The organism is Porphyromonas sp. COT-052 OH4946, assembly GCF_000765965.1.
In the GTDB taxonomy this organism is placed as follows: Bacteria; Bacteroidota; Bacteroidia; order Bacteroidales; family Porphyromonadaceae; genus Porphyromonas; species Porphyromonas gulae.
Genome location: NZ_JQZY01000024.1, coordinates 24846 through 49366 on the forward strand (window position 1 = coordinate 24846; position 24521 = coordinate 49366).

General features: G+C 49.0%; 20 protein-coding genes. 6 read left to right on the forward strand and 14 right to left on the reverse strand.

All coding sequences use genetic code 11. The features are described from left to right. Positions 1 to 16: 16 nt before the first annotated feature. The 9 genes from HQ50_RS08290 to HQ50_RS08330 all read right to left on the reverse strand — a co-directional run bounded on the left by HQ50_RS08290 (position 17) and on the right by HQ50_RS08330 (position 12376). The gene (locus tag HQ50_RS08290; protein ID WP_018965824.1) at positions 17 to 1321 is read right to left on the reverse strand and encodes a hypothetical protein; all 1305 of its coding nucleotides are present in this window, start codon (positions 1319 to 1321) and stop codon (positions 17 to 19) included. Then, positions 1314 to 2048 carry a type III pantothenate kinase gene (locus tag HQ50_RS08295; RefSeq protein ID WP_039429663.1) on the reverse strand — a complete coding sequence of 245 codons (735 nt, stop codon included), beginning with the start codon at positions 2046 to 2048 and terminating at the stop codon, positions 1314 to 1316. Before HQ50_RS08295 ends, HQ50_RS08290 begins: the two co-directional genes overlap by 8 nt. 62 nt (positions 2049 to 2110) lie before the next feature. Beyond that, on the reverse strand, positions 2111 to 2818 hold the full coding sequence (locus tag HQ50_RS08300; RefSeq protein ID WP_052074931.1) for a HesA/MoeB/ThiF family protein: 708 nt from the start codon (positions 2816 to 2818) through the stop codon (positions 2111 to 2113). Positions 2819 to 2953: 135 nt separating this feature from the next. Next, positions 2954 to 4171, reverse strand: coding sequence for a peptidase T (pepT, locus tag HQ50_RS08305; RefSeq protein WP_039429665.1), 1218 nt, complete (start codon positions 4169 to 4171; stop codon positions 2954 to 2956). A gap of 16 nt (positions 4172 to 4187) precedes the next feature. After that, a complete protein-coding gene (locus tag HQ50_RS08310) occupies positions 4188 to 6167 on the reverse strand; it encodes an OPT family oligopeptide transporter (protein WP_039422967.1) in 1980 nt (659 codons plus the stop codon). A 188-nt stretch (positions 6168 to 6355) separates the two neighbouring features. Further along, on the reverse strand, positions 6356 to 7372 hold the full coding sequence (locus HQ50_RS08315) for a DUF6261 family protein (protein ID WP_039429667.1): 1017 nt from the start codon (positions 7370 to 7372) through the stop codon (positions 6356 to 6358). 598 nt (positions 7373 to 7970) lie between these two features. Then, a complete protein-coding gene (locus HQ50_RS08320) occupies positions 7971 to 10604 on the reverse strand; it encodes a carboxypeptidase-like regulatory domain-containing protein (protein WP_235317966.1) in 2634 nt (877 codons plus the stop codon). Between the two features lie 3 nt (positions 10605 to 10607). Then, complete coding sequence (locus HQ50_RS08325) at positions 10608 to 11483, reverse strand: GLPGLI family protein (protein WP_081960072.1); 876 nt, start codon at positions 11481 to 11483, stop codon at positions 10608 to 10610. A gap of 20 nt (positions 11484 to 11503) precedes the next feature. After that, positions 11504 to 12376, reverse strand: a complete 873-nt coding sequence (locus tag HQ50_RS08330; RefSeq protein ID WP_080733540.1) for a GLPGLI family protein — start codon at positions 12374 to 12376, stop codon at positions 11504 to 11506. A gap of 259 nt (positions 12377 to 12635) precedes the next feature. Between HQ50_RS08330 and HQ50_RS08335 the strand changes: the two genes are divergently transcribed. From HQ50_RS08335 to php1, 3 genes are read left to right on the forward strand one after another with little or no spacing between them, the layout of a single operon-like run. Then, positions 12636 to 13439 (forward strand): polysaccharide biosynthesis/export family protein, encoded by an 804-nt coding sequence (locus HQ50_RS08335; protein ID WP_039418017.1) that lies wholly within the window; start codon positions 12636 to 12638, stop codon positions 13437 to 13439. An 18-nt stretch (positions 13440 to 13457) separates the two neighbouring features. Then, on the forward strand, positions 13458 to 15926 hold the full coding sequence (gene ptk1 / locus HQ50_RS08340; protein WP_039429676.1) for a polysaccharide biosynthesis tyrosine autokinase Ptk1: 2469 nt from the start codon (positions 13458 to 13460) through the stop codon (positions 15924 to 15926). Positions 15927 to 15934: 8 nt separating this feature from the next. After that, the gene (php1, locus tag HQ50_RS08345) at positions 15935 to 16693 is read left to right on the forward strand and encodes a polysaccharide biosynthesis protein-tyrosine phosphatase Php1 (protein ID WP_039437970.1); all 759 of its coding nucleotides are present in this window, start codon (positions 15935 to 15937) and stop codon (positions 16691 to 16693) included. A gap of 254 nt (positions 16694 to 16947) precedes the next feature. Here php1 and HQ50_RS11490 read toward each other — a convergent pair whose 3' ends face one another. Then, positions 16948 to 17022: a DUF1661 domain-containing protein gene (locus tag HQ50_RS11490; RefSeq protein ID WP_152566925.1), complete on the reverse strand. Its 75-nt coding sequence runs from the start codon at positions 17020 to 17022 to the stop codon at positions 16948 to 16950. On the opposite strand from HQ50_RS11490, the gene HQ50_RS12660 reads away from it, so the two are divergent. The 3 genes from HQ50_RS12660 (at position 17009) to HQ50_RS08360 (ending at position 21115) form a co-directional block, all read left to right on the forward strand. After that, positions 17009 to 17068 carry a DUF1661 domain-containing protein gene (locus HQ50_RS12660; RefSeq protein WP_235317537.1) on the forward strand — a complete coding sequence of 20 codons (60 nt, stop codon included), beginning with the start codon at positions 17009 to 17011 and terminating at the stop codon, positions 17066 to 17068. The two genes, HQ50_RS11490 and HQ50_RS12660, sit on opposite strands and share 14 nt — an antisense overlap. A 342-nt stretch (positions 17069 to 17410) precedes the next feature. Next, the gene (locus tag HQ50_RS08355) at positions 17411 to 18139 is read left to right on the forward strand and encodes a nitroreductase family protein (protein WP_039429679.1); all 729 of its coding nucleotides are present in this window, start codon (positions 17411 to 17413) and stop codon (positions 18137 to 18139) included. Between the two features lie 150 nt (positions 18140 to 18289). Then, entirely contained in the window at positions 18290 to 21115 is a 2826-nt protein-coding gene (locus tag HQ50_RS08360) for a pitrilysin family protein (RefSeq protein WP_039429682.1), read from the forward strand. Positions 21116 to 21472: 357 nt separating this feature from the next. On the opposite strand, the gene HQ50_RS08365 is transcribed toward HQ50_RS08360, so the two are convergent. From HQ50_RS08365 to HQ50_RS08380, 4 genes are read right to left on the reverse strand one after another with little or no spacing between them, the layout of a single operon-like run. After that, entirely contained in the window at positions 21473 to 21910 is a 438-nt protein-coding gene (locus tag HQ50_RS08365) for a DUF695 domain-containing protein (protein WP_039429685.1), read from the reverse strand. Next, entirely contained in the window at positions 21907 to 22818 is a 912-nt protein-coding gene (locus HQ50_RS08370) for a transporter (protein WP_052074927.1), read from the reverse strand. Before HQ50_RS08370 ends, HQ50_RS08365 begins: the two co-directional genes overlap by 4 nt. Further along, positions 22818 to 23369 (reverse strand): NUDIX domain-containing protein, encoded by a 552-nt coding sequence (locus tag HQ50_RS08375; RefSeq protein ID WP_039429690.1) that lies wholly within the window; start codon positions 23367 to 23369, stop codon positions 22818 to 22820. Before HQ50_RS08375 ends, HQ50_RS08370 begins: the two co-directional genes overlap by 1 nt. Next, positions 23354 to 24313: an ROK family protein gene (locus tag HQ50_RS08380; protein WP_018965110.1), complete on the reverse strand. Its 960-nt coding sequence runs from the start codon at positions 24311 to 24313 to the stop codon at positions 23354 to 23356. Before HQ50_RS08380 ends, HQ50_RS08375 begins: the two co-directional genes overlap by 16 nt. Positions 24314 to 24521: the final 208 nt, after the last annotated feature.

A 24521-nucleotide genomic window follows, 5' to 3' on the forward strand; every position in this document is an offset into this window, starting at 1 on the left:
AACATTTTTCCTTCTATTAGTTCAGTTTCAGCTTTTTAAACCATGACTCGTTGAACGTGAGGCCGAAGGTCAATTTCAGAGCATTTTCTTTGATCATACCCTCCTTCGGGATCAACCGGTCATATTCAAGAGAGACATTTACGAACGAACGTCTGTCATTGAGCGGGATTCCTATACCGAATACAGCACCTACGATATGGTATCCTTGATACACACCGCCTTTAGTCGGCACTTTCAGGTAAGAATTTTCACCATGTACACCGAAGCGATAGCGAACTTTAGGCCACATCCCAACGGCATTTATATCCGGTATGATCTCTCCGCCGAGAGATACCCGTATTCTATCTTGGAATTTGCAATCGGATTTATAAAACTTCTCACCTTTCCATTTACTATATTGGACGTCTGCTCCTAAGAGAAGTTTATCTTTCTTTTCATAAGAAAAACCTATACCCAATGTGTGAGGCAGGGTATAGTAGTCCGTGCCTTTGATATATTCTTGCGTTTCGCTCTCCACTACTACACCGTTCTGAACCTGATTCTTAATCTGAGTCAGCTCGCTATGCATCTTCACCCGTGGAGAATAGACGGCACCGATAACGAGCGAACGATCTGCTTTGAGAGGAAGATGATACTGCACACCGAAGTCGAACTTGGCAGCCTTCAAATACAGTGTCGAGAGATGTACGGGATTGTAAGGAGCCTCCGTGGAGAAGATAACCTGCCTGCTGTGAGTGAATCGTCCAAAAAGGAATGAAGCATTGGCTCCTATTGAGAAGTTTTTGAACGGAGTTGCACCTATACCGACATAGAGGTCGTTCAGATTGCCTGTTCCCAGATATTTACGGGTGTACTGGACGCTACCTCCTTCTACTTGATCAACGGATCCGAACTGGTACCCGGATGCAGAGTAAGGAAGCACTCCTGCACTCATAGCAATGGATTTGGAAATAGGGAAAAGCATGGCGAAATACTCAATGTTTCCCATTTTCCTATTGTCCTTTTTTCCGTTCTCGGCATACCATGTAATTCCGGTAGATGCACCGAAATCGAAGATAAATGTCATTGAATCCACGGCCGAATATGAAGCAGGATTCACGGCATTGACATATGTGCCCTGACGCAGACCTACGCCGAGTCCTCCCATGGAATGTCCACTAATAGTCGTCCGTTCTCCGAGACGACCAAGACCAAAACGAGTGTAAGGCGACTCGGTAAAGTTGTTGTTCTGAGCCTGTATACCGTCTGCTGCAAATAGCAACCCAATGATCAGGGTACACCACCGAAGCGACGCATACAAACCCTTATAATCTTTATACATTATATTCTAAAATTCTATTTAGGCCCAAAAGTACTAAATCGGGATGAATTAGTATTCTGCTTTTTATAATCTGTGCCAAATAGTTGGCATCTCCTCCGGTCAGTATAACGGTAGACAGCCCTTCTTTAGCGTGCAGATCGTCAATATATCTGTCAATCTCCCCTGCCAGTCCATGAATTACTCCGGCTGCGATAGCTTCTTCGGTCGAGGAGCCATACTCGGCTATTTTCGGAGAGATACCGGAAGGATCGATCAAGGGAAGCCTCCCTGTAAAGTGATGAAGAGCCCTGAAGCGCAAGTGGAGACCGGGTGATATATTGCCACCGAGATAGATCCCATCAGCAGATACTCGTTCATAGGTGATAGCAGTACCGGCGTCGATCACCAGCAATTCAGCATTCGGATAGAGACTATAGGCTCCTACCACTGCAGCCAGCCGGTCGGCACCCAAAGTGCGGCGATCGTATTGCAGGCGAATGGGTACGGGTGTCTCAGCTCCCATAATTAAGGAATCAGCTGCACAGCCTCTCACAACGGCTTCGGCATCTTCGTCAGGAAACCCCACGGATGAGTAGATAGCTTTATCGAAACGGTGGGGAGCGATGAGGGGTACGAGTGCCTGTCCGGCTTTTCCCTGCAGGAAGGAAATGCTCTCTATGCTGTTATTTCGGACGAAAGCAACCTTACAAGCAGAATTGCCTTGATCGACGATCAGATTGAAGGACATGGCTTTGGGGAGGGGAATCGGAATTATTCTGACTACTCGGATTACTCAGATTACTCAGATCGCTAATAGCGGATGGTGTGCGACTCGCCATGCAATAGATCCATGAGGAGGAGACGGCCGCTGAGAGTTTCTTCGGTGGGCCGTCCTAAGAGGATTTTGATGGCTTCGGCCGCCATCATAGCCCCAACGGCACCGGGCAAGGCTCCGATAACGGCGGGAGGTACTTCCTCGGAAGCGGCTTCGCCGGAGGGAAAAAGATCCGAATAACGCACCGGATGGCCATAACCGAAGACAGTGGATTGTCCACTCCACCCGGCAATGCTGCCATACACCCAAGGGATTCCGAGTGCAAGAGAAGTACGATCTATCAAGTAGCGCGTCGCGGCGTTGTCCGAAGCATCGATAATAAGGTTGCACTCGCCGGCCAACATCTCGGCATTCAGCTCTGTAAATCTTTCGGTGAAGGCTTCCAATCGGCAATCGCTATTCATCGCCTGCAAACGAGCTACAGCCATAATGGCTTTAGGCTGTTCCAAATCGGCTTCGGAATAGAGCACTTGACGCTGGAGATTGCTGATGCCGACACGATCATCATCGACAACGCTGATATGCCCCACACCTGCAGCACAGAGATATTGCAGGACCGGGCAACCAAGGCCTCCGGCCCCTATGACAAGGACATGCGAGCTACCTAATCGCTGCTGTCCCTCGGCTCCCACTTCGAGAAGAGCCGTTTGACGAGCGTAACGTTCGGAAAAGTTTTGTTTCATAACCAAATGAATCGGACGGAGGAAACGCCGGAGGGAAAAACCATTGTGCAGGCTTTCCCTCCAAGCTTTCAAACCATTCTCTATCAATGATCGTAAGAAAGGAAAGAATAGATCGTCATTTGTTTTGTGCGACGACTATTCAGCCCAAAGAGCAGCCAAATGGCAAATCGTGTCCACCGCCCGCTGCATGGAATCGAGCGAGCAGTATTCGAACTTGCCGTGGAAGTTCATCCCACCGGCAAATATATTCGGGCACGGGAGTCCCATATAAGAGAGTCTGGCTCCGTCCGTACCGCCGCGAATAGGCTGTACCTTGGCCGTCACACCGGCAAGCTTCATGGCAGCGATGGCTTTTTCGATAATCTCAGGATGAGGCTCCACCATCTCCCGCATATTGTAATACTGGTCTTTGAGTTCGAGCGATACGACGTCCGAGCCGTACTTGCGGTTGATGTAGGCTACGGCAGCCTTGATCAGCTCTTTTTTCTCTTCAAAGAGTTTGCGATCATGATCACGGATGATATAAGACACCGACGCTTTCTCCACCGAACCGTTGATGCCGATAAGGTGGAAAAATCCTTCGTAGCCGGCAGTAGCCTCCGGTCGCATGGCCTCGGGCAGAAGAGCATGCAGATCGCATACTACTTGCAGCGAATTGATCATCTTGCCCTTGGCATATCCGGGGTGGATATTGCGGCCGTTTACGGTCAGTTTGGCCGAAGCAGCATTGAAGTTCTCATACTCCAGCTCTCCTTCTATACTGCCGTCCATCGTGTAGGCGAACTTGGCACCGAACCGCTCGACATTGAAGTGATCCACCCCCCGACCGATTTCCTCGTCGGGAGTAAATCCGATGCGAATCTTGCCATGCTTGATTTCGGGATGCGCGAGCAGATACTCCGCAGCCGTCATGATTTCGGCCACACCGGCTTTGTCATCGGCACCGAGCAGGGTGGTACCGTCCGTAGTGATCAGTGTATGTCCTTTGAAGAACGCCAACTCGGGGAAATCCGCCACACGCATTGTCAGTTCCTCGTTCAGACGGATGTCACCGCCGTGATAGTTCTCGATGATTTGTGGCTTCACGTCCTTGCCGCTCATGTCGGGAGCCGTATCCACGTGCGCAATGAATCCGATCACGGGCGCATGCTCACAGCCCGGAGTGGCAGGGATGCTGCCCATGACATAGCCGTACTCGTCCATTTCGACCTCGGACAAGCCGAGGGCTTTCATCTCTTCTGCCAAATGACGCAGCAGCACCAGCTGCTTGTCCGTGGAGGGGAAAGTGGTGGAGGATTCGTCGCTCTGCGTATCGAAGCCTACATATTGGAGAAATCTTTCTTTCAGTTTCATATTCTTTGTTTCGTTGTTATGCTTCGTGTTTCTTGCCTCTGACGCTATCGACGATGAAGTAGAGGATGATCAGCGCATACATGCCGATGGCCAACCATTCGGCACCTGCCATGGCATGCCATTCTTCGGCAAAAGCATCGAACTCCATGTATTTGAGGATAGCACTTACCACTCCCATCAAAGCTCCTCCGGCGATGAATCCGGAAGCGATGAGCGTACCGCGCTCCTTGCGGAATTTATTGACAGAGGCATCCTTCGAGCGGGTGCTGACGAACCAGCTGATGAGTCCGCCGATGAGGAGAGGCGTATTCAGTTGCAACGGGATAAACATACCCAGGGCGAAAGGCAGGGCCGGCACGCCTATACTCGTCAGGATCAAAGCCAATATAGCCCCTACGCCGTAGAGAATCCAAGGCGTTTCGCCGCCTTCCATCAGCGGCTTGATCACGGCTGCCATGGCATTGGCTTGCGGAGCCACGAGAGCCTGATCGCCGGTAAAGCCATAAGTTTTGTTCAGGATCATCATCACACCGGCTACGGTGACCGATGCCACCAGAACGCCGAGGAACTTCCACTTCTCCTGATTCTTCGGCGTGGTGCCGAGCCAATAGCCGATCTTGAGGTCGGTGATAAATCCGCCGGCCGTGGACAAGGCCGTACATACCACACCGCCGATAATCATCGCAGCCGTCATGCCCGGCTTGCCGCTTACGCCCACTCCGACGAGAACCACGGAGGTCAGCAGCAGCGTCATCAGGGTCATGCCCGATACGGGGTTGCTACCCACGATGGCGATGGCATTGGCAGCCACAGTGGTAAAGAGGAAGGTAATGACGAATACGATCAGCAGGGATACCAGCGTATGCCCCCAGTTGAACAGCACGTTGAACTGGAAGAAAAGCATCGTCACCACCAAAGCGACGATGACGCCCAGCGTGATGAACTTCATCGAGAGATCGCGCTGTGTGCGCGGCTCTTCGATGGCACTCGTTCGCTTGCCGGTCAATTCCCTGCCGGCCAGCTTGACGGCCTGACCGATAATGCCCGACGAGCGCAGGATCCCGATGATACCCGCCATGGCGATACCTCCGATACCGAGAGGACGTGCATAGACGGCAAAAATATCCTCCGGACTCATCCGGCCGATAGTCAGCGACACACCGTCGCCCACGGCCTGAGTCATACCGGGGGCGAAGTAGCCGATAAGGGGCACGATAACGAACCAAACGAGAAACGAGCCGGCACAGATGATCGTGGCATAAGGCAGACCGATGATATAGCCCAGACCGAGGACGGCAGCACCGGTATTGACCTTAAAGACCAGCTTGTACTTCTCGGCCAGTACGGCTCCCCAGCCGGCCAGCCGGGTGGAAACGTTCTCCGTCCACCAGCCGAAGGTGCCCACGATGAAGTCGTACAGACCGCCGATGAGCCCGCTGGCCACCAGCAGCTTCATCTGCTTGCCCGCGTTCTCTCCCGTGACCAGCACTTCCGTCGTAGCCGTGGCTTCGGGGAAGGGGTACTTGCCGTGCATATCCTTGACGAAGTATTTGCGGAAAGGGATCAACAGCAGGATACCGAGACAGCCGCCGATGAACGAGGAGAGGAAAATCTGCAGGAAACTGGCTTCGAGACCCAGAATGTAGAGAGCAGGAAGCGTAAAGATGGCACCGGCAACGATGACGCCCGAACAGGCTCCGATGGACTGAATGATCACATTCTGCCCCAGCATATTCCGGCGTCCCGTGATCGTGCCGATACCCACGGCCAGAATGGCGATCGGGATGGCAGCTTCGAATACCTGTCCCACTTTCAGCCCCAAATAGGCTGCCGCAGCGGAGAAGATAACCGTCATCACCAAACCCAGCAGGACGGAATAGGAAGTAATCTCACGCGGCGTACTGCCGGCAGGCATCACCGGCTTGTACTCTTCGCCCGGCTTCAGCTCCCGATATGCATTTTCGGGCAGCTTGCTCGTTGTCTGTTTGTTTTCCATATAATATATGTGTTTGATTGGATTGCTCTTTGTATCGCCCTCCCGTCGCAACAGGGAGCCGAAGGGTCGTACCGAAACGAAACGCCCAAATATATACAACTTCCGTTGAAAATCAGCCCTTTCGATCGGGCACGAAGTCCGATCTTCCTCGACTGCATATCCGTACGATGCGCTTCGGATTCGATCGACTACAGACCGCCGCCTCCGCTGCCTTGCTCACCGCCGCCTCCTGTCGTATCGTCATCGGGCTGGGACGGGGGGAGGGACGGAAGGTCGGGTAACTCGATCGCAGTATTCGAAGAAGAGGAAGAGGACGGTTTTTTCTTCGCTTTGTAAGGAACCAGCGTGATCATATCATCCTTCTTGCCGAGGCAGTACCAGCGGCGTTCGGCCGGATGGAGGATACGCGTGCCGGCAAAAAATCCATAGTCCTGCTGCCCGGCAGGTAATGGCCAACCGAGATCGGAAGCAAGACTGCGCAATACGGCTCGCTTCGCTTGGATCGACTTCGTTCCGATGGAAGCACGAAGAGCAAAGAGCGTTTTCATCTTGGCCACTCGCTCATTGTGACGACCCACAAATCCCTCTAACGGCTTATCCGGATGCAGGACAAGCAAGGCTCCTATGATTTCAAAAAGTCGGCTGTAGTGCAGCTTTATCCTATGGCGCACTTCCCGGTTGTTGATGACGGGACGCTCGCCCTCCGTATTGTCTCTCAGGTCGAACAGCTGATCGAATGCCTTATTTGCCTCATCCATCTTATCAATCCAAGCCGTTACCTTTACGGTCTGCACATCGGAAGCATATTTGTCGCTTCGCAATACCTCCACCAGCTTGTACATCAGCTCGGTTTCGTTCCGATAGCTCTTTCTATTCAGGTTGCGATAGGGTTTGAGCAGAATAATCAGACGCCTTGCCGCTTCGCGATGGCTTTCTTCAGGCCGATAGGTCTCACCCTGTATGCAGCCCATAAAATTCCGAAATGCTTCACCACGAACGGCATCGAGAGCAGCTACTTTAGCTGAGTATTCGCTTGCCTTGTTCATGGCAATACCTTTTTTGAAAACAGCCAATACCTTATCCAGCTCATCCAAAGTAGGAATAATCTCATTTTTTCCAAGAGTACGGGCATCTTTGACCTCATCAATCATAAAATTGAGAAGCTCGGCATTATGAAAGGCAGTAATCTGTATGGATTCGATCATATCTGAAAAAGTTTTTGAGAATAACAATATCGTTTACTCTGATAAAGATAGTATATATTTTTGTTACGGAAAGAAAACCAATACAAAACATACATTTTTCATCCTTTACTCTATCTGATAGTAATCGTACGGTCATGATAACGGGTGTATAGAGGCATTTTCTTGCTAATCATGTATATTGGAGTAAAGATCAATAGAGGCATATATCGACTTTTGCGTCAAATTTTCTTGTTACTGTTCGGCAATAGTCATTTTATGCACAGGGATTTATTGTTATGAGTTTATATTTGAGAATTATTCCATCGAAATTCTTTGTTGCAGGCTTGCAACATATCTATTTTACAGGAAAATTCCTTTATGCAAGATGCAGCAATGAATTTTTTCCAAGAAATCGGTATTTTCAGGTTGTAACAAAGAATTTATTCCATTAAATTCCTATTTGCAAGTCTGATTCTATGAATTTTTCCTTGTAAATTTTACTTTACATGGCTGTGACAAAGAATTTTTTCGATGAAATCACTCGCCGAAAAGAAAAACAGTATCGAAACTCAGGAAAATCTTCAATACGATCCCCGGTTCCTATACCGAATCAAGAATATCAGTAGCGAAAGAAGACTGTAGCGATCAGTTCACGACCGCGAATGGGGATACTCGTAGAAAAAGCGTTATACTCCGTCAGCTGACGGATAAGATACGTACGACGATCGAATAGATTGCGCATCGAAACGGTTATTTCCCAAACCTTATCGATACTATAGCGAGCTTCGCAGTCGAAGAATACATCCTCATGCACATGCCCCGGCTCCAATGTCGTGGCATTATATTCGCCGGCCATGCGCAGCGTCAGACGGGGGATCGGCAGGAAGGTCAGATTGGCCGCATGCCGGTAGTGGGGCAACCAACGATGGGCATTGGCTCCCGTCTCCATCCAAGAATAATTCGCCGCGAGGTTGTAGGAAGCGGAAAGTCTCCCACCCCACCGCTTGCTCAGCGTAAGCTCGGCGGAGAGGCTGTTGCCACGTCCGCCGATGAGGTGTCCGGACTGTTTCAGCAGCGATTCCGAACGGCTGTACCTCACATTCAGCACCGCATTGGCCTTGACGGGGAAGAAAAATTTGCTCAGACGCATATCGGCGAAAAAAGCATCGAGATCGTGCCAATAGCGTTCGTAACGGATGATATTACGTTCCTCTGAGTAGTCGAAATGCGGCAATTCGTTGGAGCGGCTGCGCGAATACCCCGCTTTCAGATGCAAGTAGAAGAGGTGCAGCACATCGCCATAATCGACCGAAAAGTTTGCCCCCGAATACCGCCTTTCGCTCATGAAGCCCGAAGGAAGCAGATAGGTGCGGTAGTCCCTGCGCGTATAGCCGGAGCAAAATCCCTCCAGACTGCCATACGAATGACCGTGGCGGACGGAAGCGTTCAGTTTCCATGCCGCCCCCAACTCCCAATGCAGGGAGAGAGCCGGCGAAAAGGTGGCGCGACTCGCCTGTCGCCGTCCCTCCTCGGACTCATCGTTCAAGGTGAAGAGATGCCACGCGACAGGCAGGTCCAGACGGTGATAGGTGCGGCCGAAACGATAGGAAAACGAAGGTGTCTCGCTCAGCTCCCAATGACCGGCACGGTAGCCGTAAGTGCCGCCGAAGCCCTCCACTTCGGGCTGTGAGAGCGAGGAGCGGTAATCGACCTGTCCCCCTCGGTAGCCCATCGTCGTGGTCGAATGCAGTGCCACGCGGCCGAAATGGAAATCGGATTCGAGGCCGTTGCGCGTGACCCAATCGCGCATCCGCACGTCGGGATCCATTTGCAAAGTCCCCGTTGCCGGCTCGCTCAGCAGCACATTTTCATCCCGAGCCATATACTTGCCGAAGGAAAAGAGACGATAGCTGCGCCGGTCGTCTTTCAGCACCGCCGTCAGATTGTTCTGCACGATGCGGGGGAGCGACTTGCCCGTCTGCAAGTAGTCGGCCGTATTTGTAGCCAGCCGCACCTCCTCCCGATCAGAACCGAGGGTGAGCTTCAGATCGTCTTTCAGATAGAATCGGGAAGCATTGTTCTCGAACGAGAAGTCGGCTTGCGCACTGCGAGCCTTGTTCTTCGTATAGCGATCCTCCCGAACGGATACCTCCTGCGGCGTACTCAGATTATAGGTCTGCTCCTGCAGGATCGTCTGCTCCCGTCTGTCGGTCAGCAGCGAGGCATTGGCCGTAAGGGTCATATCCGCCCCCAAAGGGATCGCCGTGCTGAAGCTCCCCGTCCCCGACCGATTCATCAGATAGCGACTTTGGCTCATGGGCAGAGAGCGAAAGCCGGCATGGGTCAGCACCTCTTCGCGATCGGATGCGTTGTACATGATGCCGTCTATATCCAAGAGCCGGATGGCCTCTTCGTTCACGGAGTGGCCCGTATTGTTGCCCTTGACCGTGAGCAGGGCTTGCACCTTCCGGCTTATTTGCATCCCGAAGAGGCGACCCGTCCACAGCTCCGAGAAGCCCCCTCCGGCCGTTACCTCTCCGAAGGGACGCACCTTGAAGCGTTCTTTGAGTTTGATGTTGAGTGCAGCCCTTTTCTCCGGCACCGTCTCCCGTAGCGTCTTGATATGCTGATGCCCCTCCAATACCTCCACGGTTTTCACCGCCTCTTGAGGCATGTTTTGGGATGCCAGATTGTAGCGACCTTGCAGCATGTCCACGCCTTCGATATACATGTGCGTGATAGGCTCGCCCTGATATTTGATGAGACCGTTGGCCGAGACCTCTATACCCGGCAACTTGCGCAGCAGATCGGCCAGATAGCGATCGTCCGGCCCCACGAAAGCCGCTGCCGAATAGGCAATCGTATCTCCCAGCTTGCGTACCGGCTCGGCACGCACCACCACTTCCTTCAGCTTGACGTCGGCCGGCACCAAAGCAAAAAGCAGGGAAGAGACAGCCGCATCGATGGCTTTGCTCATCTTCCTGTACCCCATATGCCTTACGCTCAGGAGTTTTCCACCGGCTTTTTTCTCCAGAGAGAACGAGCCGTCGGCTTTCGAAAGGACGAAGGCAAGTGGCTTGCCGGAGGCATCCAAGAGCTGGCACACAGCTCCGGCAAGAGGCTCGCGACTCTCGGCATCTATCACACGACCGGCAAGCATTTGCCCGGCCGCCCCCTGAGCAGCGACAGGCAACAAACCCGCCAAGCACAGCCACAAACCCACCAAAATCGAAGAGACGGCCCTATTCATCATTCTCTACTCCTTCTCCAAGGGATTGTACGGCAACGGTCTCACAAATGAGAAGTCTGCCGGCATGGGCGAAGAGACATTGAACGAAGAGTTTGTCAGTGCTTCCGCATAGTTTTCGTGTGCAGCACGAATAGTCTTTCGAGCATTTTGTCTTGACATCACCGTCGTATGGACTTGCTTCTTTAGGAAAAGAAAGGACGGAAAAGTTATCTCTTGCTGCCCGTTTATTTCAAAGATGTATTCCCCGTCATCCGAACGAATGTCAAGAATCAAGCCCGGCAATCCTCGAAAAATGTACGGCCCGTCCGAAAGGGCAATATCCTCGGCATACCAAGCCGTATAATCCCGTCCGCTGTGGTGGCAGGTGGCCTTTCGACAAGTGTATCCCATGATCTCTTTGGTCTCATCCCCTATATCCCATCGGAATAATGGCGATGGACAACTGTATTCGAACGTTCCGACCAAAGGGACTTCCTCTTGATGATAATCCTCTCCGACGGGATATCCCTTGAGAACAGGTCTTCTCCACTCCACCTTCCGCATATACCCGTAGCATTTGGAGAAAACCTCCATCGAGGAGCCATTCCTACGAGCGATGTCATCATTTATGGAGTCCGAAGCAAATCCATAGAAGTCTTTGAAACAGCTTCCTTTTTCTCCGACTTCCAACGCACACTGCGCTTCAGTCTTTTTATCCCGTTTTAAAGTGTCCGCCAAAAAAGTTACTTTATAGAAAAATCGTCTCTTAGCAACATCTACAATCTTTTTGGGCACAGTATCTACCGGCATTCCTTCTACACCCACCACACGTGGTTGCTGTGCCTGTATGAATGTCATGCTCATGAAAAAGCAAGATGCCAGGAAGAAAAAGGTCCTTTTCATGCTGAGTATTTTATTGGTTTTTATTCTTTCTCCAAGGGATTGTATGGCAAATTTCTGATGCGTTGAGCATCTTCCGGATTCTTAAACCTGATTCTTCCCTGATTGATAATGGTCTCGGTATAATTCTCCGAAATGTTCCGAACGATCTTGCGCACTTCTTCGCGCGAACGCCTTTGCACTTTTTTATTGTACAGATATATAGGTGAGGGGAAAGTAATCTCCTGCATGCCATTCAGTTCGAATGTATATTCCCCATCCTCCGAAGCGATGGCTACAATCAGGCCCGGCAATCCTCGAAAAATGTACGGCCCATCCGAGAGGGCAATATCCTCGGCATACCAAGCCGTATAATCCCGTCCGCTGTGGTGGCAGGTGGCCTTTCGACAGGTATATCCCATGATCTCTTCGGTCTCTTCACCGATCTGCCAATCGAAAGATGGCGACGGACATTGATACTCATACCGACCTGTCAATGGCACCTCTTGTTGATGGCGGTCCGCTCCTTCAGGATACCCTTTCAGCAGGACTATTCTCCACTTTACCTTTTTCATCAAGCCGGCACCCTCTGTGAATAGCTCCATCATCGAACCTTTTCGTCGGGTAACGGCATCGCACAAAGAATCCCAGGCCAACTGATACAAATCCATGAAGCTGCTGCCACGCCGTCCGATCTCCAATACACACTGTGCCTCGGTTTTCTTTTCTCGGTTCAGGGTATCTTCCACAAAAACCATCTTATAAAAGAACCGCCGTTGGGCATAATCCTCTATTTTCTTAGACACAGTGTCCATACGCACTCCTCTCATATCACTGATTCGTGGCATTCCCACTTGCGCCATACCGAAAGAGGATAAAACACAAAAGAGGATTACCAACGATAATATCTTTTTCATAAGCAGAGCTGTTAATGATTGAGAATGAACAAAGTTAACAAAATCCACTCGGCATTTTCCGGTATCAAACACAACGTAGTGACCACCCCCAATCCGCGCAAGATTCTCTTCCTCGAATAATCATTCAAAAAAACTATCATGAATATATATCGAGATAAAAGGAGTTTTTATGAGTCGACCAAATATTTGGATTGTGATTATCTTTGCATCGCTGTACTATAATGTACATCAACAACCCTTTTTAAACCACCTACCAATTATGCGCACTCTTGGTATTTTTTTGTTCGTTTCTTTTTTCGTTTTGCTTTTTACCTCTTGTCGTTCCCAAAGAGAAAAGGTTGTTTATTTACAAGATATCCAAACTTTTAATCGGGAGATCATTGCTAAACCATATGAGGTAAAAATAGAGAAAGACGATGTGCTGAATATCCTTGTCAGCAGTATGGATCCAGAACTTTCAACGCCTTACAATCAAGTGCTGACTACACGAGCATTGGCCAGAAACGGCTACGGAGCCAATACAAATGAGGGATTCTTAGTCGATTCGAAAGGATATATCAATTATCCGATTTTAGGACAAATCTATGTAGAGGGTCTTACTCGTACCGAACTGGAGAAAGAGATCCAGAAGAGAATTATTTCCAGTGGATTCATTAAAGACCCGACAGTGACCGTACAGCTCCAAAACTTCAAGGTATCCGTCTTAGGAGAGGTAAATCATCCAGGGTCGATGTCTGTAAAGGGAGAACGAATAACTCTTTTGGAAGCTATTGGACTAGCCGGAGACCTGACAATCTATGGCCGTCGCGATAGGGTTTTTGTGATCAGAGAAACCAATGGTCATCGCGAGGTTTTCCTGGCGGATCTCAGGAAGGCGGACTTGCTGACAAGCCCGGTGTATTATCTCCATCAAAACGATGTCATTTACGTAGAGCCGAACAGCAAGAAAACACAGATGAGCGAAATCAATCAGAACAATAATGTGAATGTATGGCTCGGGGTAACATCCACGCTCGTATCCATTTCCACGCTTACGATTACCATAATAGATAAGTCTAAATAATTTAAACCGAGAATTAGAATGAACTTGAACGAAGACCCTCAAAACACATTTACCCAGCAAGGCAGATCCTATATTTCCGATACGGAAGACTCCACAATCTTTTCTTTAGAAGAGTTTTTTCTTGGTCTCCTTGCATCTTGGAGATGGATTGTAGCGAGTGTATTGGTCTGTTTACTCATTGCCTATATATACATCCAACGCCAGCCCCCAATATACAATGCACAGGCTACAGTACTAATTAAAAGTGCTGAAAAAAGTGGGGCAACAAGCGGCCTACAGCAGTTTCAGGAACTTGGCTTGATGATGGGCAATTCTGAAGTAGAGAACGAAATTCTACTTCTCAAATCCAAGCGTTTGACCGCTATTGTAGTCGATAAACTTGACTTAGATGTATCCATATCCAAACAGGGCTTTTGGCGCAATGAATCATTGTATGGCAACAGTCCCGTAAGTATACAGATTACTGACAGGGATTCTACCGAAAGCTACTCCTTTAGGATTCGGATCAAAGATGCGCGTTCTTTTGAGCTGACCCATTTTGAGCAGAAAGAGCGCAATGGAATAGGCGATATTAAAATAGACGGTTCTTTTGGGAAGCCGATTGCGACTCCTGTTGGAGAACTAAAATTGGATACCACACTCTTCTTTGCAGATTCATGGAAGGGAGAGGTTCTATATGTAAAGAAAGAAAATACTCGTAAGGTCGCAGAGCGTTACAATCAGGACCTTCAGGTGTCTTTGGCCGACAAGAAGGCTACGATAGTCAATTTGTCGTTGAAAAACGAAGACTTGGACCGTGCAAAGAATTTTATCGATGCTCTTATCGCTTCATATAATGATGATGTCATGAACGATAAGAAGAGTGTCGCTATCAGTACCGCGTCTTTTATCGATGAGCGTTTGGCAATGATCGGTGGAGAACTTGGTTCGGTAGATACGGAGATCGAAACGTTTAAGAAAAGGAATAACATCACGGACATCTCCACCGATGTAGGTGCATATCTCAAGAGCAGTGCCGACTTACAGAAAGATCAGCTTATCGTAGAGCGAAACCTTTCTTTGGCCAAGTACATCCAGTCATTCTTGAGACAAACCAGCACCGATAATGAACTCATGCCGGCCAATTTGGGCTTGACGGAAAGAGGAATTGACAATAGTATAACGCTGTACAACGAACTTAAGCTCAAATATGAAAGATTGAAACAAAGTTCAAGTGAAAATAGTCCTGCGGTACAAGAGGTAGGTATGCAGCTCGTAGCGATGCGAAAATCGATCAATGCAGCTGTCGACAATTATATTAAGACCTTGAACTTACAACTCCGAGAGGTCAACAAAGAAATGTCTCGAACCAAAGAGCAGATCAGCGCTGTACCTACTCAGGAAAAGATCATGTCCACGATCCTGCGTCAGCAGAAAATCAAGGAAGAATTATATCTGTACCTTCTTAACAAACGAGAAGAGAATGCACTCCGGTTGGCTATCACCGAGAGCAATGCTAAGACCGTTGATTCTGCTGATGGTTCTTTGGAGCCCATCTCTCCTCGTAAGCCGATTGTCTTTTTTGCAGCCTTCCTGCTTGGATTGATTTTCCCAGCTGTCTATATCTACGCCAAAATGCAACTGAATAAGGGTGTGCGTGGGCGTAAAGACCTCGAAGGATTGTCTATCCCATTCTTGGGCGAAATACCTGCCTATCTAGGGCACCGAAACGAAGAAGACTTGGATGTGGTGGTTAGTTCCGGTAGTAGAGACTCCTCGAGTGAAGCTTTCAGAATACTGCGTTCCAATATGGAGTTTATGCGTGTAAAATCAAGCAAACTCAAGACTGTGATGTTCACCTCTGCCAATCCTGGCTCGGGGAAATCTTTTGTGACTATGAATCTGGCTATTTCGCTAGCACTTACGGGCAAAAAAGTCATAGTAGTGGATTTGGATATCAGAAAAGGATCCCTCTCCAACCGATTGACTCAGAACAATACCGGTGTCACGGATTTCTTATACAACGAGAGCGTTTCGATCGACAGGCTAATTACACATTCGCCTCATAGCGAGAATTTAGATGTAATTCTGGCCGGTCCTGTCCCACCGAATCCTTCTGAACTCTTGCTATCGGATCGTTTGGAGTATCTGATAGATGAGCTTAATCGTCGTTACGATTATGTTTTCTTGGATTCAGTTCCTGCTATGGCCGTAGCAGATGCCATGATTACCAATAGAGTTGCCGATCTGACCATCTATGTCATACGTCAAGGACTTTTAGACAGGCGCTATTTACCTGAAATAGAACGTTTGTATGTTGAAAACAAGTTTGCGAATTTGTGTCTCGTTTTGAACGGCGTCACCTACTCAAGCTCAAGCGACCGATATACTTACGGCTATAACTATGGCTATGGCTATGAAGCCTATGACAAACAGGAAAGGAAACATCATCGCCACTCTGCTTCAAAAAGGAAGATGAAGTTTAAGAGCCCGATGAAGAAGAACTAAAAGAAGGGGTGTTTTCTATTTTTAGGAGGAAAACGAAGCAAGTCAATCCCTTTGAACAGGGATGGTTCGCCGAGATGATAGATATGCACTGTCATCTGCTGCCTGCAGTGGACGACGGATCAAAATCTATCGAAGAGACCCTCTCTATAATCGATTTACTGGAAGAGATAGGCGTCAAGCGGCATATACTCACTCCCCATATTATGGAAGAGTATCCGTCGAATGATGCTCTCTTCCTTCGTGCACGCTTCGAAGACCTTCTTGCCGCAACATCTACTGATAAGGCTTCACGCCTGCGACTTGCTGCAGAGTATATGTTGGATGCCACTTTTCCTGATCGGTTGGCAGAACCACTCCTGACGTTGGGGGATCGGCACATTTTGGTCGAAACCTCCTATATGGCCCCCCCCATGGGATTGATGGGGTTACTTGCAGATTTGCGACTCAAAGGCCTTTCTCCCGTGTTGGCCCATCCCGAACGTTATGTGTACATGGAGGAGAAGGATTACGTGATGATCAAAAAGCAAGGAGTGTTGTTCCAACTGAACCTTTTTTCCCTGTTCGGGGCATACAGTTCATTTGTGTCAGAGAAAGCCTATGCACTGCTTGAGGCCGGCTATTACGATCTCATAGGGACGGACATACACCACCCGCAACCTATAGTCCGATTACTCTCCAAAGCTTCTTTGCCTCGGGATATGGAGGGAAAAATCAAGTATTTGGTCGAAAATAACGCTCGATTGTTGTCTTCCGTTGCTGTTCGATAAAAGCATTTGTGTAGGAATGAAAAATATGGGCTGATTCCGACTTCTGGAGTCAGCCTATATTTTTTATTTCTTGTAGCTCTTGAAAAGGCCATGAGAAGAGCACACATTTCATCAGACAGCCTCTTCATTATCCGGGTATCAATCAAAGGTTACGCATTACAATTCATGATCCATGCGGGGCATCTTAGGCCTAAACGATTCATCAGCTCGATAAGACTCCCGGCCCTTCAGATCATTTACGTCTGGAAAGTTCATCAATTCATGACTCGGAAAATGTGGCTTGAGATTTTTTTCGTTAAGGCGCAGGAATTTTTTATTTCTCGAGCCAAAACGAAAAAGTTGACGCGCCACTTTTTTAGGGCTGACGTGTACTGAAAAAAGTTGACACTCGAAGAGGTCTAGTTCGTGATTAAAACTACAGTGTCTCTTCTAAGGCCCATTATCAGTTTACACTCCGGCCTATACTAATAAGAGACGGCAGGGACGAAGATTCAACTTTTGGGGTACGGACTTGAATCTTGATTTCGGTTGAGATTATTTCTACCGGAAAGCATATGTTTCATTTTGTTTCTCGAACCAAGAGGCTAAGTGCATAGTTATTGAATTACAGGCGATAAGCATATACTTGGATAAGCAAAAAGACACACATCAGATGTCTTCTCTACAGGGCTTATACGTCAACTATGTAAAAAAGTGACACTTCATAAAAAACAGACGATGAATCTTCAAGATATATTGCAGTACAGACGCTCCGTGCGTCATTATGACAGTCAAAAGACGATAGATGCGGATCGGGTCAAAGAGTGTATCCGACTAGCCACTCTGGCTCCTACCAGCTCCAATATGCAGCTGTGGGAGGCCTACCATGTAGTCAACCCCCAAAAGCTGAAACTACTCGGTCAAGCCTGTCTCGAACAGAAAGCAGCTACCTCAGCTCCGCAGATGGTGGTTTTTGTGGTTCGCCCCGACTTGGTAAAGAGGCATGCCGAGGCGGTACTCTCCTTTGAGCGTGGTAATGTGGAGCATAACAGTCCGGAGGAAAAGCAGTCTAAGCGAATCAAACGGCTGGAGTCCTATTATCGGAAACTGATACCATTTTTATATGGTCGTTGCTTCGGTTTGCTGGGAAGCCTGCGCAAGATTTTGGTACAGGTGATCGGATTGTCCAAACCAGTACCGCGACAAGTATCCGAGGGAGACATGCGTACGGTGATGCACAAGAGCTGCGCATTGGCTGCACAGACCTTTATGCTGGCCATGGCAGAGACCGGCTATGACACCTGCCCGATGGAGGGCTTCGACAGCCTCCGTGTGAAGAGAATACTAGGGCTGCCGCGTGCTGCTCAGATCAATATGATCGTTTCATGCGGTATCAGAACGCCCGAAGGCATTTGGGGCGAACGTTTTCGGATTCCTTTCGAAGAGACCTACCGCCGTGTGGACTGATCTGTTTGGCAGATCCGTCCGGCTAATTCGGCTTGTCTCAGCTCCTGTCTCCTGTCTATCTTGCCAAACTGACAGGAGGCTGATTCAACGAAAAAACCGTACTTTTGGCCGGAATTACTTAACAACCAAACAAGTAACCTAAGAATACTTATGGAATTGAAAAGATTTTTATCACTTGGCCTTTTGCTTGTGGCATTCATCCCGATGAAGCTTTCAGCCCAACAGGCTCAGCCACTCCCTACTGATCCGGCTGTTCGTGTCGGTAAGTTGGACAACGGATTGACCTATTTCATCCGTCACAACGAGAACCCGAAAGATCGTGCCGATTTCTTTATCGCACAGAAAGTGGGTTCTATTCTTGAAGAAGACAGCCAGTCCGGTTTGGCTCACTTCTTGGAGCACATGGCTTTCAACGGTACGAAGAATTTCCCCGGCAAGAACTTGATCAACTATCTCGAAACGATCGGTGTACGTTTTGGCCAGAACCTGAATGCTTCTACCGGATTTGACAAGACGGAATACACGATCATGGATGTGCCGACTACACGTCAGGGAATCATCGACTCCTGCTTGCTTATCCTACATGATTGGAGTAACAATATTACCCTCGACGGGCATGAGATCGATGAAGAGCGCGGTGTGATCCACGAAGAATGGCGTGCTCGCCGCAATGCTCAGCTCCGTATGTTCGAAGCTATCCTTGCCAAAGTTCTGCCGGGCAATAAATATGCAGAACGCATGCCCATCGGTCTGATGGACGTTGTGCTCAACTTCAAGCACGATGAGCTGCGCAACTATTATAAGAAATGGTATCGTCCCGACCTGCAAGGTCTGGTGATCGTGGGAGATATCGATGTGGACTATGTGGAGAACAAGATCAAAGAACTCTTCAAGGACGTTCCTGCTCCCGTGAATCCCGCAGAGCGTATCTATACGACCGTAGAGGACAACGATGAGCCTATCGTAGCCATTGCTACCGACGCCGAGGCCACTACCACGCAGCTCTCTATCAGCTTCAAGGCCGACCCCACTCCTCAGGAAGTACGTGGTTCGGTATTCGGTCTCGTCGAGGACTACATGAAGCAGGTGATTACTACAGCCGTGAACGAGCGTCTGGCCGAGATCACTCACAAGCCTAACGCTCCTTTCCTCAGTGCCGCTGCTTTCTTCTCCAACTTCATGTACATTGCCCAGACCAAGGACGCATTCAACTTTGTTGCCACGGTTCGTGAGGGTGAAGTAGAGAAAGCGATGAACGCATTGGTAGCAGAGATCGAAAGACTTCGTCAGTTTGGTATCACCAAGGGCGAATACGATCGTGCACGCACGAACGTATTGAAGAAATACGAAAACCAATACAACGAGAGAGAGAAGCGTAAAAACAATGCTTATGCCAACGAATACTCCACTTACTTCACCGATGGTGGCTATATCCCCGGTATCGAGGTGGAATATCAGACGGTGAACGCTTTTGCTCCTCAGGTTCCTGTGGAAGCATTCAATCAGGCTATCGCTCAGATGATCGATCCCGTGAAGAATGCAGTCGTTACGCTCACGGGGCCATCAAAGGCTGAAGCCAAGATCCCGAGCGAAGCAGACTTCCTCGCTGCATTCAAAGCTGCTCGTCAGCAGAAAGTAGAAGCCAAGAAGGACGAAGTTTCCGACCAGAAATTGATGGAGAAAGCTCCCAAGGCCGGAAAGATCGTTTCCGAGAAGAAAGACCAGAAGTTCGGTGCTACAGAGCTTACGCTCAGCAATGGCATCAAGGTTTATCTCAAGAAGACCGATTTCAAATCGAACGAGATCCTGATGAGTGCTGTCAGCCCCGGTGGTATCCTCTCCGGAAAGAATGCTCCCAACCAATCTGTGATGAGTTCGTTCATGAACGTGGGTGGCTTGGGCAACTTCAATGCGATCGAGCTGGATAAGGTGCTGACAGGTCGCTCTGCTTCCGTATCTCCCTCTTTATCTCTGCTTACCGAAAGCCTTTCAGGTAAAACGACTGTAGAAGACATGGAAACTTTCTTCCAGTTGATCTATCTCCAAATGACTGCTAACCGTAAGGATCCCGAAGCATTCAAGGCTACACAGGAGAAGCTGTACAACAACCTGAAAAACCAGGAAGCCAATCCGATGGCTGCGCTTATGGACTCTATCCGTCATACTATGTATGGTGATAATATGCTCATGAAAACCCTGAAGGCTGCTGACGTGCAGAAAGTGAATTACGATCAGGTAATGGCTTTCTACAAAGAGCGATTCGCTGACGCCGGCGACTTCACGTTCTTCTTTATCGGCAATCTGGATGAAGCCAAGATGAAGCCTTTCATCGAAACTTATCTTGCTTCATTGCCCAATCTCAAGCGTGGCGATAAGATGCACAAGGCTCAGGTACCCGCTGCCCGTTCCGGAAAGATCGACTGCAAGTTCAACAAAGAAATGGATACTCCTTCGACTACTATATTCGATGTCGTGTCCGGCAATGTGGAATACACGCTCAAGAACAGTCTCCTGATGGAGGTTTTCTCAGCTGTAATGGATCAGGTGTACACGGCTACCGTTCGCGAGAAGGAAGGCGGTGCATACAGTGTGGCGGCATTCGGTAGTGTCGAGCAATATCCTCAACCCAAGGCTCTGATGCAGATCTATTTCCCCACGGATCCTACTCGTGCCGAGGAAATGAATGCTATCGTATTTGCTGAGTTGGAGAAGCTTGCCAAAGAGGGCCCCAATGTGGAGTACTTCAAGAAGACTATCGAAAACCTGAACAAGCAGCACAAAGAGAGTCTGCGCGAGAACCGTTTCTGGCTCGAAGCCATGAAATCGTCTTTCTTCGAAGGAAATGACTTCATCACAGACTACGAATCTGTACTGAACAGTCTTACTCCTGCTGAATTGCAAAAGTTTGCGGCAGACATCTTGAAGCAGAACAATCGGGTTGTTGTCATGATGGCTCCTGCTGCAAAGGCTCAATAAGCAAACATAAACGACACCCTGAAAATAAGGGTGACTAAAAAGCAGAGGGCGCGTCTTACCGATGCGCCCTCTGTGTGTTTTCAGCCGAGGAATAAGGCCAAAAAAATAGAGATAAGAACGTCACTTCAAGCAGACTTTGTGAAGACTTATTTTTCAGTGCCTCCAAACCAAATATTAGTGGCGCAAGAATCTACTAGTGGTTTTGACGAAAACTACTAGTGGTGGCACCAGAATCTACTAGTAGTTTTGAAGTAATCTAATAAATAGTAGTTTTGGCGAAATCTAATAGTAGTTTCAGACAGAAGCTCTAAAGGATCCAAGAATAGCTCCGGTCGGCACAGGGACGGGACATAATGGTTATATCGAATTTTCATCTTTCATCGAGAGCATATCGAGATACTCTTCCCAGTCGGCATCGACTTCGCATTCTATCTCCAGCGGCAATGTCTCGTAAGGAGCCAACACTTCATTGAGCCGTTCGCCGAATACTCGTTCCGTACGGGCATAATAGACCCAGTACTTGATTCCGCCTCCGGTATAATTACCGGTCATGATGGCCAGCTTATCCTTTTCCATAGCCTTGCGAACGATTTGCTCGATCTCTTCGATCTGTTTGCCTGCCGATTCCGTAGGCAGACCTTGCTCGTCGGCTTCATAAGGCCAGCGTATCTCGATTCGGATTTTCAGCTTGCCGCTTAGTCGGAATTCGTCAAGCTCCAAGCGCCCATTGACGAATACAAGGTTGCCCTTCTCATCCTCACTGATGGAAGTAAACCATTGGTCTGTTAGTTTCATTGTCGGTCGATTTTATTCTTTCGTTTATCGTATAGCCAGATTTGGATGGAATTGATTGAATTTTGCCATACCACATAGCTTGCAGGAGCGATAGAAGCTATAGGATTCAGGTAGGTGAGCGACATCCAAATGGCAAGTGACGTGTTTTTCTGTCCCAAAGCCTGACCGGCCGTCACACTTTCGTTCAAATATCGTTTGCTCAGCCACTTGCCCAATCCGAACTGCAGCAAACAGCTTAGCAGACCGCCCAATGCCAACAGCAGCTCCAAACGGATGCTGTCGGAGCCTTGTTCCATCACATAGCCTGTCGTTTTGGACATGATGATAGCCAGCGAGACGACCCACAGCCAAAAAGCTATTTGGGGAATGCGCAGGAGCCGGGCATGTGTCCGAGGAGCAGCAAAGCGTATAAGCCAAGCAGCCAGCAGAGGCACTGCCAGCAGAGGCAAGACTCCCCAAAGAATATGGATGACGGAAGACCAAAACGGCATATCGGCATGTGCCGTACTCAGCGAAGAAAACAGTAAAGGCCCCAATACCGCTACTCCCATGTGGGTCAGTAGCACATACGTAGCACCGAAGGCGATATTGCCTCCGAGCATTCCGATGATGACAGACGAAGCCGTGGCAGCAGGACAGATAAAACAGATCATAACGCCTTCTGCCACGATGGGATCGAGCAACCTAAAAGCGAAAAATCCTCCTATAGCGAGCGTAATTTGTATAAGGGCTAATAGCAGATGCAATCGGGAGAAGTGCATATCCCGAGGGGAGATCTTCAAGAAAGTAAAGAACAGCATCAGAAAGATCATGTAGGGTATCAGAAAAGCCAGTGGCGACAGCAGAGGCCATGCCAATACGCCCAAGGCCATGGCGATGGGTAGTGCCAGATTCTTCAGTGTCTTCATTAGTCTCGATTCTTTTTGTGAGCTAACCATAGCCCCATAGCCCGACGAATGGATTCCAATCCGAAGTCTTCGGGGTTTATATCCTCCGGAGCCAATAGCACCAATTCGGCTGCATCGTCGTTCGCGATGGCTGAGGAAAAATCAGAAACTTGAGCTGCAAAAAACAAATCGGCCGTATGGACACGCATCCCTCCGTAGGGATAGATATTGGGAAGCGAGAAGAGATAAGATACTGCATCGACTTCTATTCCCGTCTCCTCACGGATCTCTCTGATGATACCCTCTTCCGCTGTTTCGTCCATATCCATAAAGCCGCCGGGCAAATGGAGTGTGCCTTTGGCCGGATCTTTGGCTCGGTGCACGGCCAATAGTCTGCCCGCGCTATCGGTGATGAAGCAAGCTGTCGCAGCGGAAGGATTGGCATAATAAACCAATCCGCACTGCGGACACGATTTGGCTTTCGAGTTTCTCTCCACAAAACCATCGTATCCGCAGCGCGGACAGTATCTGAAGGGTGCGAGCGGATGCTCAGCGTTTATTTGGCCTCCCATCCCAAAGCACTTGCTCCGAGCACAGCGGCATCGCTCTCTTTGAGCTGAGAGAAGAGCAGCTTGGTCTTCCCTCGGTAGATATTCAGCACATTCTTTTCCATGTGGTGGCGGATCGGATTCATCAAGAGATCGCCTGCTTTGGTCAGGCCACCGAAGAGGATGATCGCTTCCGGACTGGAGAAAGTGACGAAGTCTGCAAAAGCCTCTCCAAGGATCGCTCCCGTAGTCTCAAATATCTCCTGTGCAAGGCCATCGCCACTGATAGCCGCATCGTATACATCTTTCGAAGTGATCAGATCGGGCTGAATGTTCCGGAGCAAACTCTTGTCCGATCGGATATCCAAATATTCGCGAGCCGTACGGGCCACTCCCGTCGCCGATGTATAAGTCTCCAGACAGCCTTGTCTGCCACAGCCGCACATGCGACCATTGCGGCGAACGATCATATGCCCCAGCTCACCGGCAAAGCCGTCATGGCCATATACAAGGGTACCATTGACCACAATACCGCTTCCTACTCCCGTGCCGAGCGTGATAACGATGAAGTCTTTCATCCCGCGTGCAGCACCGTAGGTCATCTCGCCGATTGCCGCTGCATTGGCATCATTAGTCAGTGTCGTGGGGATACCCAATGAATCGGTCAGCATTTGGGCAAAGGGTATTTTGGTCTGCTTCCAAGGCAAATTGGGCGCAAACTCGATCGATCCGGTATAATAGTTTCCATTGGGAGCACCTACACCGATACCCTTTATTTTCTCTTTCCCTCCTACCTGTTCAATCAACTGGTTGATACCGGCAGTCAGATCTTTGATATAATCGTTCAGATCGTTGTGCGCTCCGGTCTTGATGGACGAACTTATAACCAAATTGCCACGAGCGTCTACCACTCCGAATACGGTGTTGGTACCGCCCACATCCACTCCTAATACATAAGGCTTTTCCATTGAAACAGCGTGTTTTGATGTTCTACTTTTAGCGATTTCCACAAAGATATTTGTTTTTCTGTCTGTTATGTCCACAAACTGTTGTTGCGGATTTCGACGATAAGTGCATTTGGGACGACATCCATCGCACAAGTCGATCCTTCGGACAAGGAAACGATCCACCTCCTCCAACAAAAGCAGAAGCCACAACGTAAGGATAGCTCCTGAC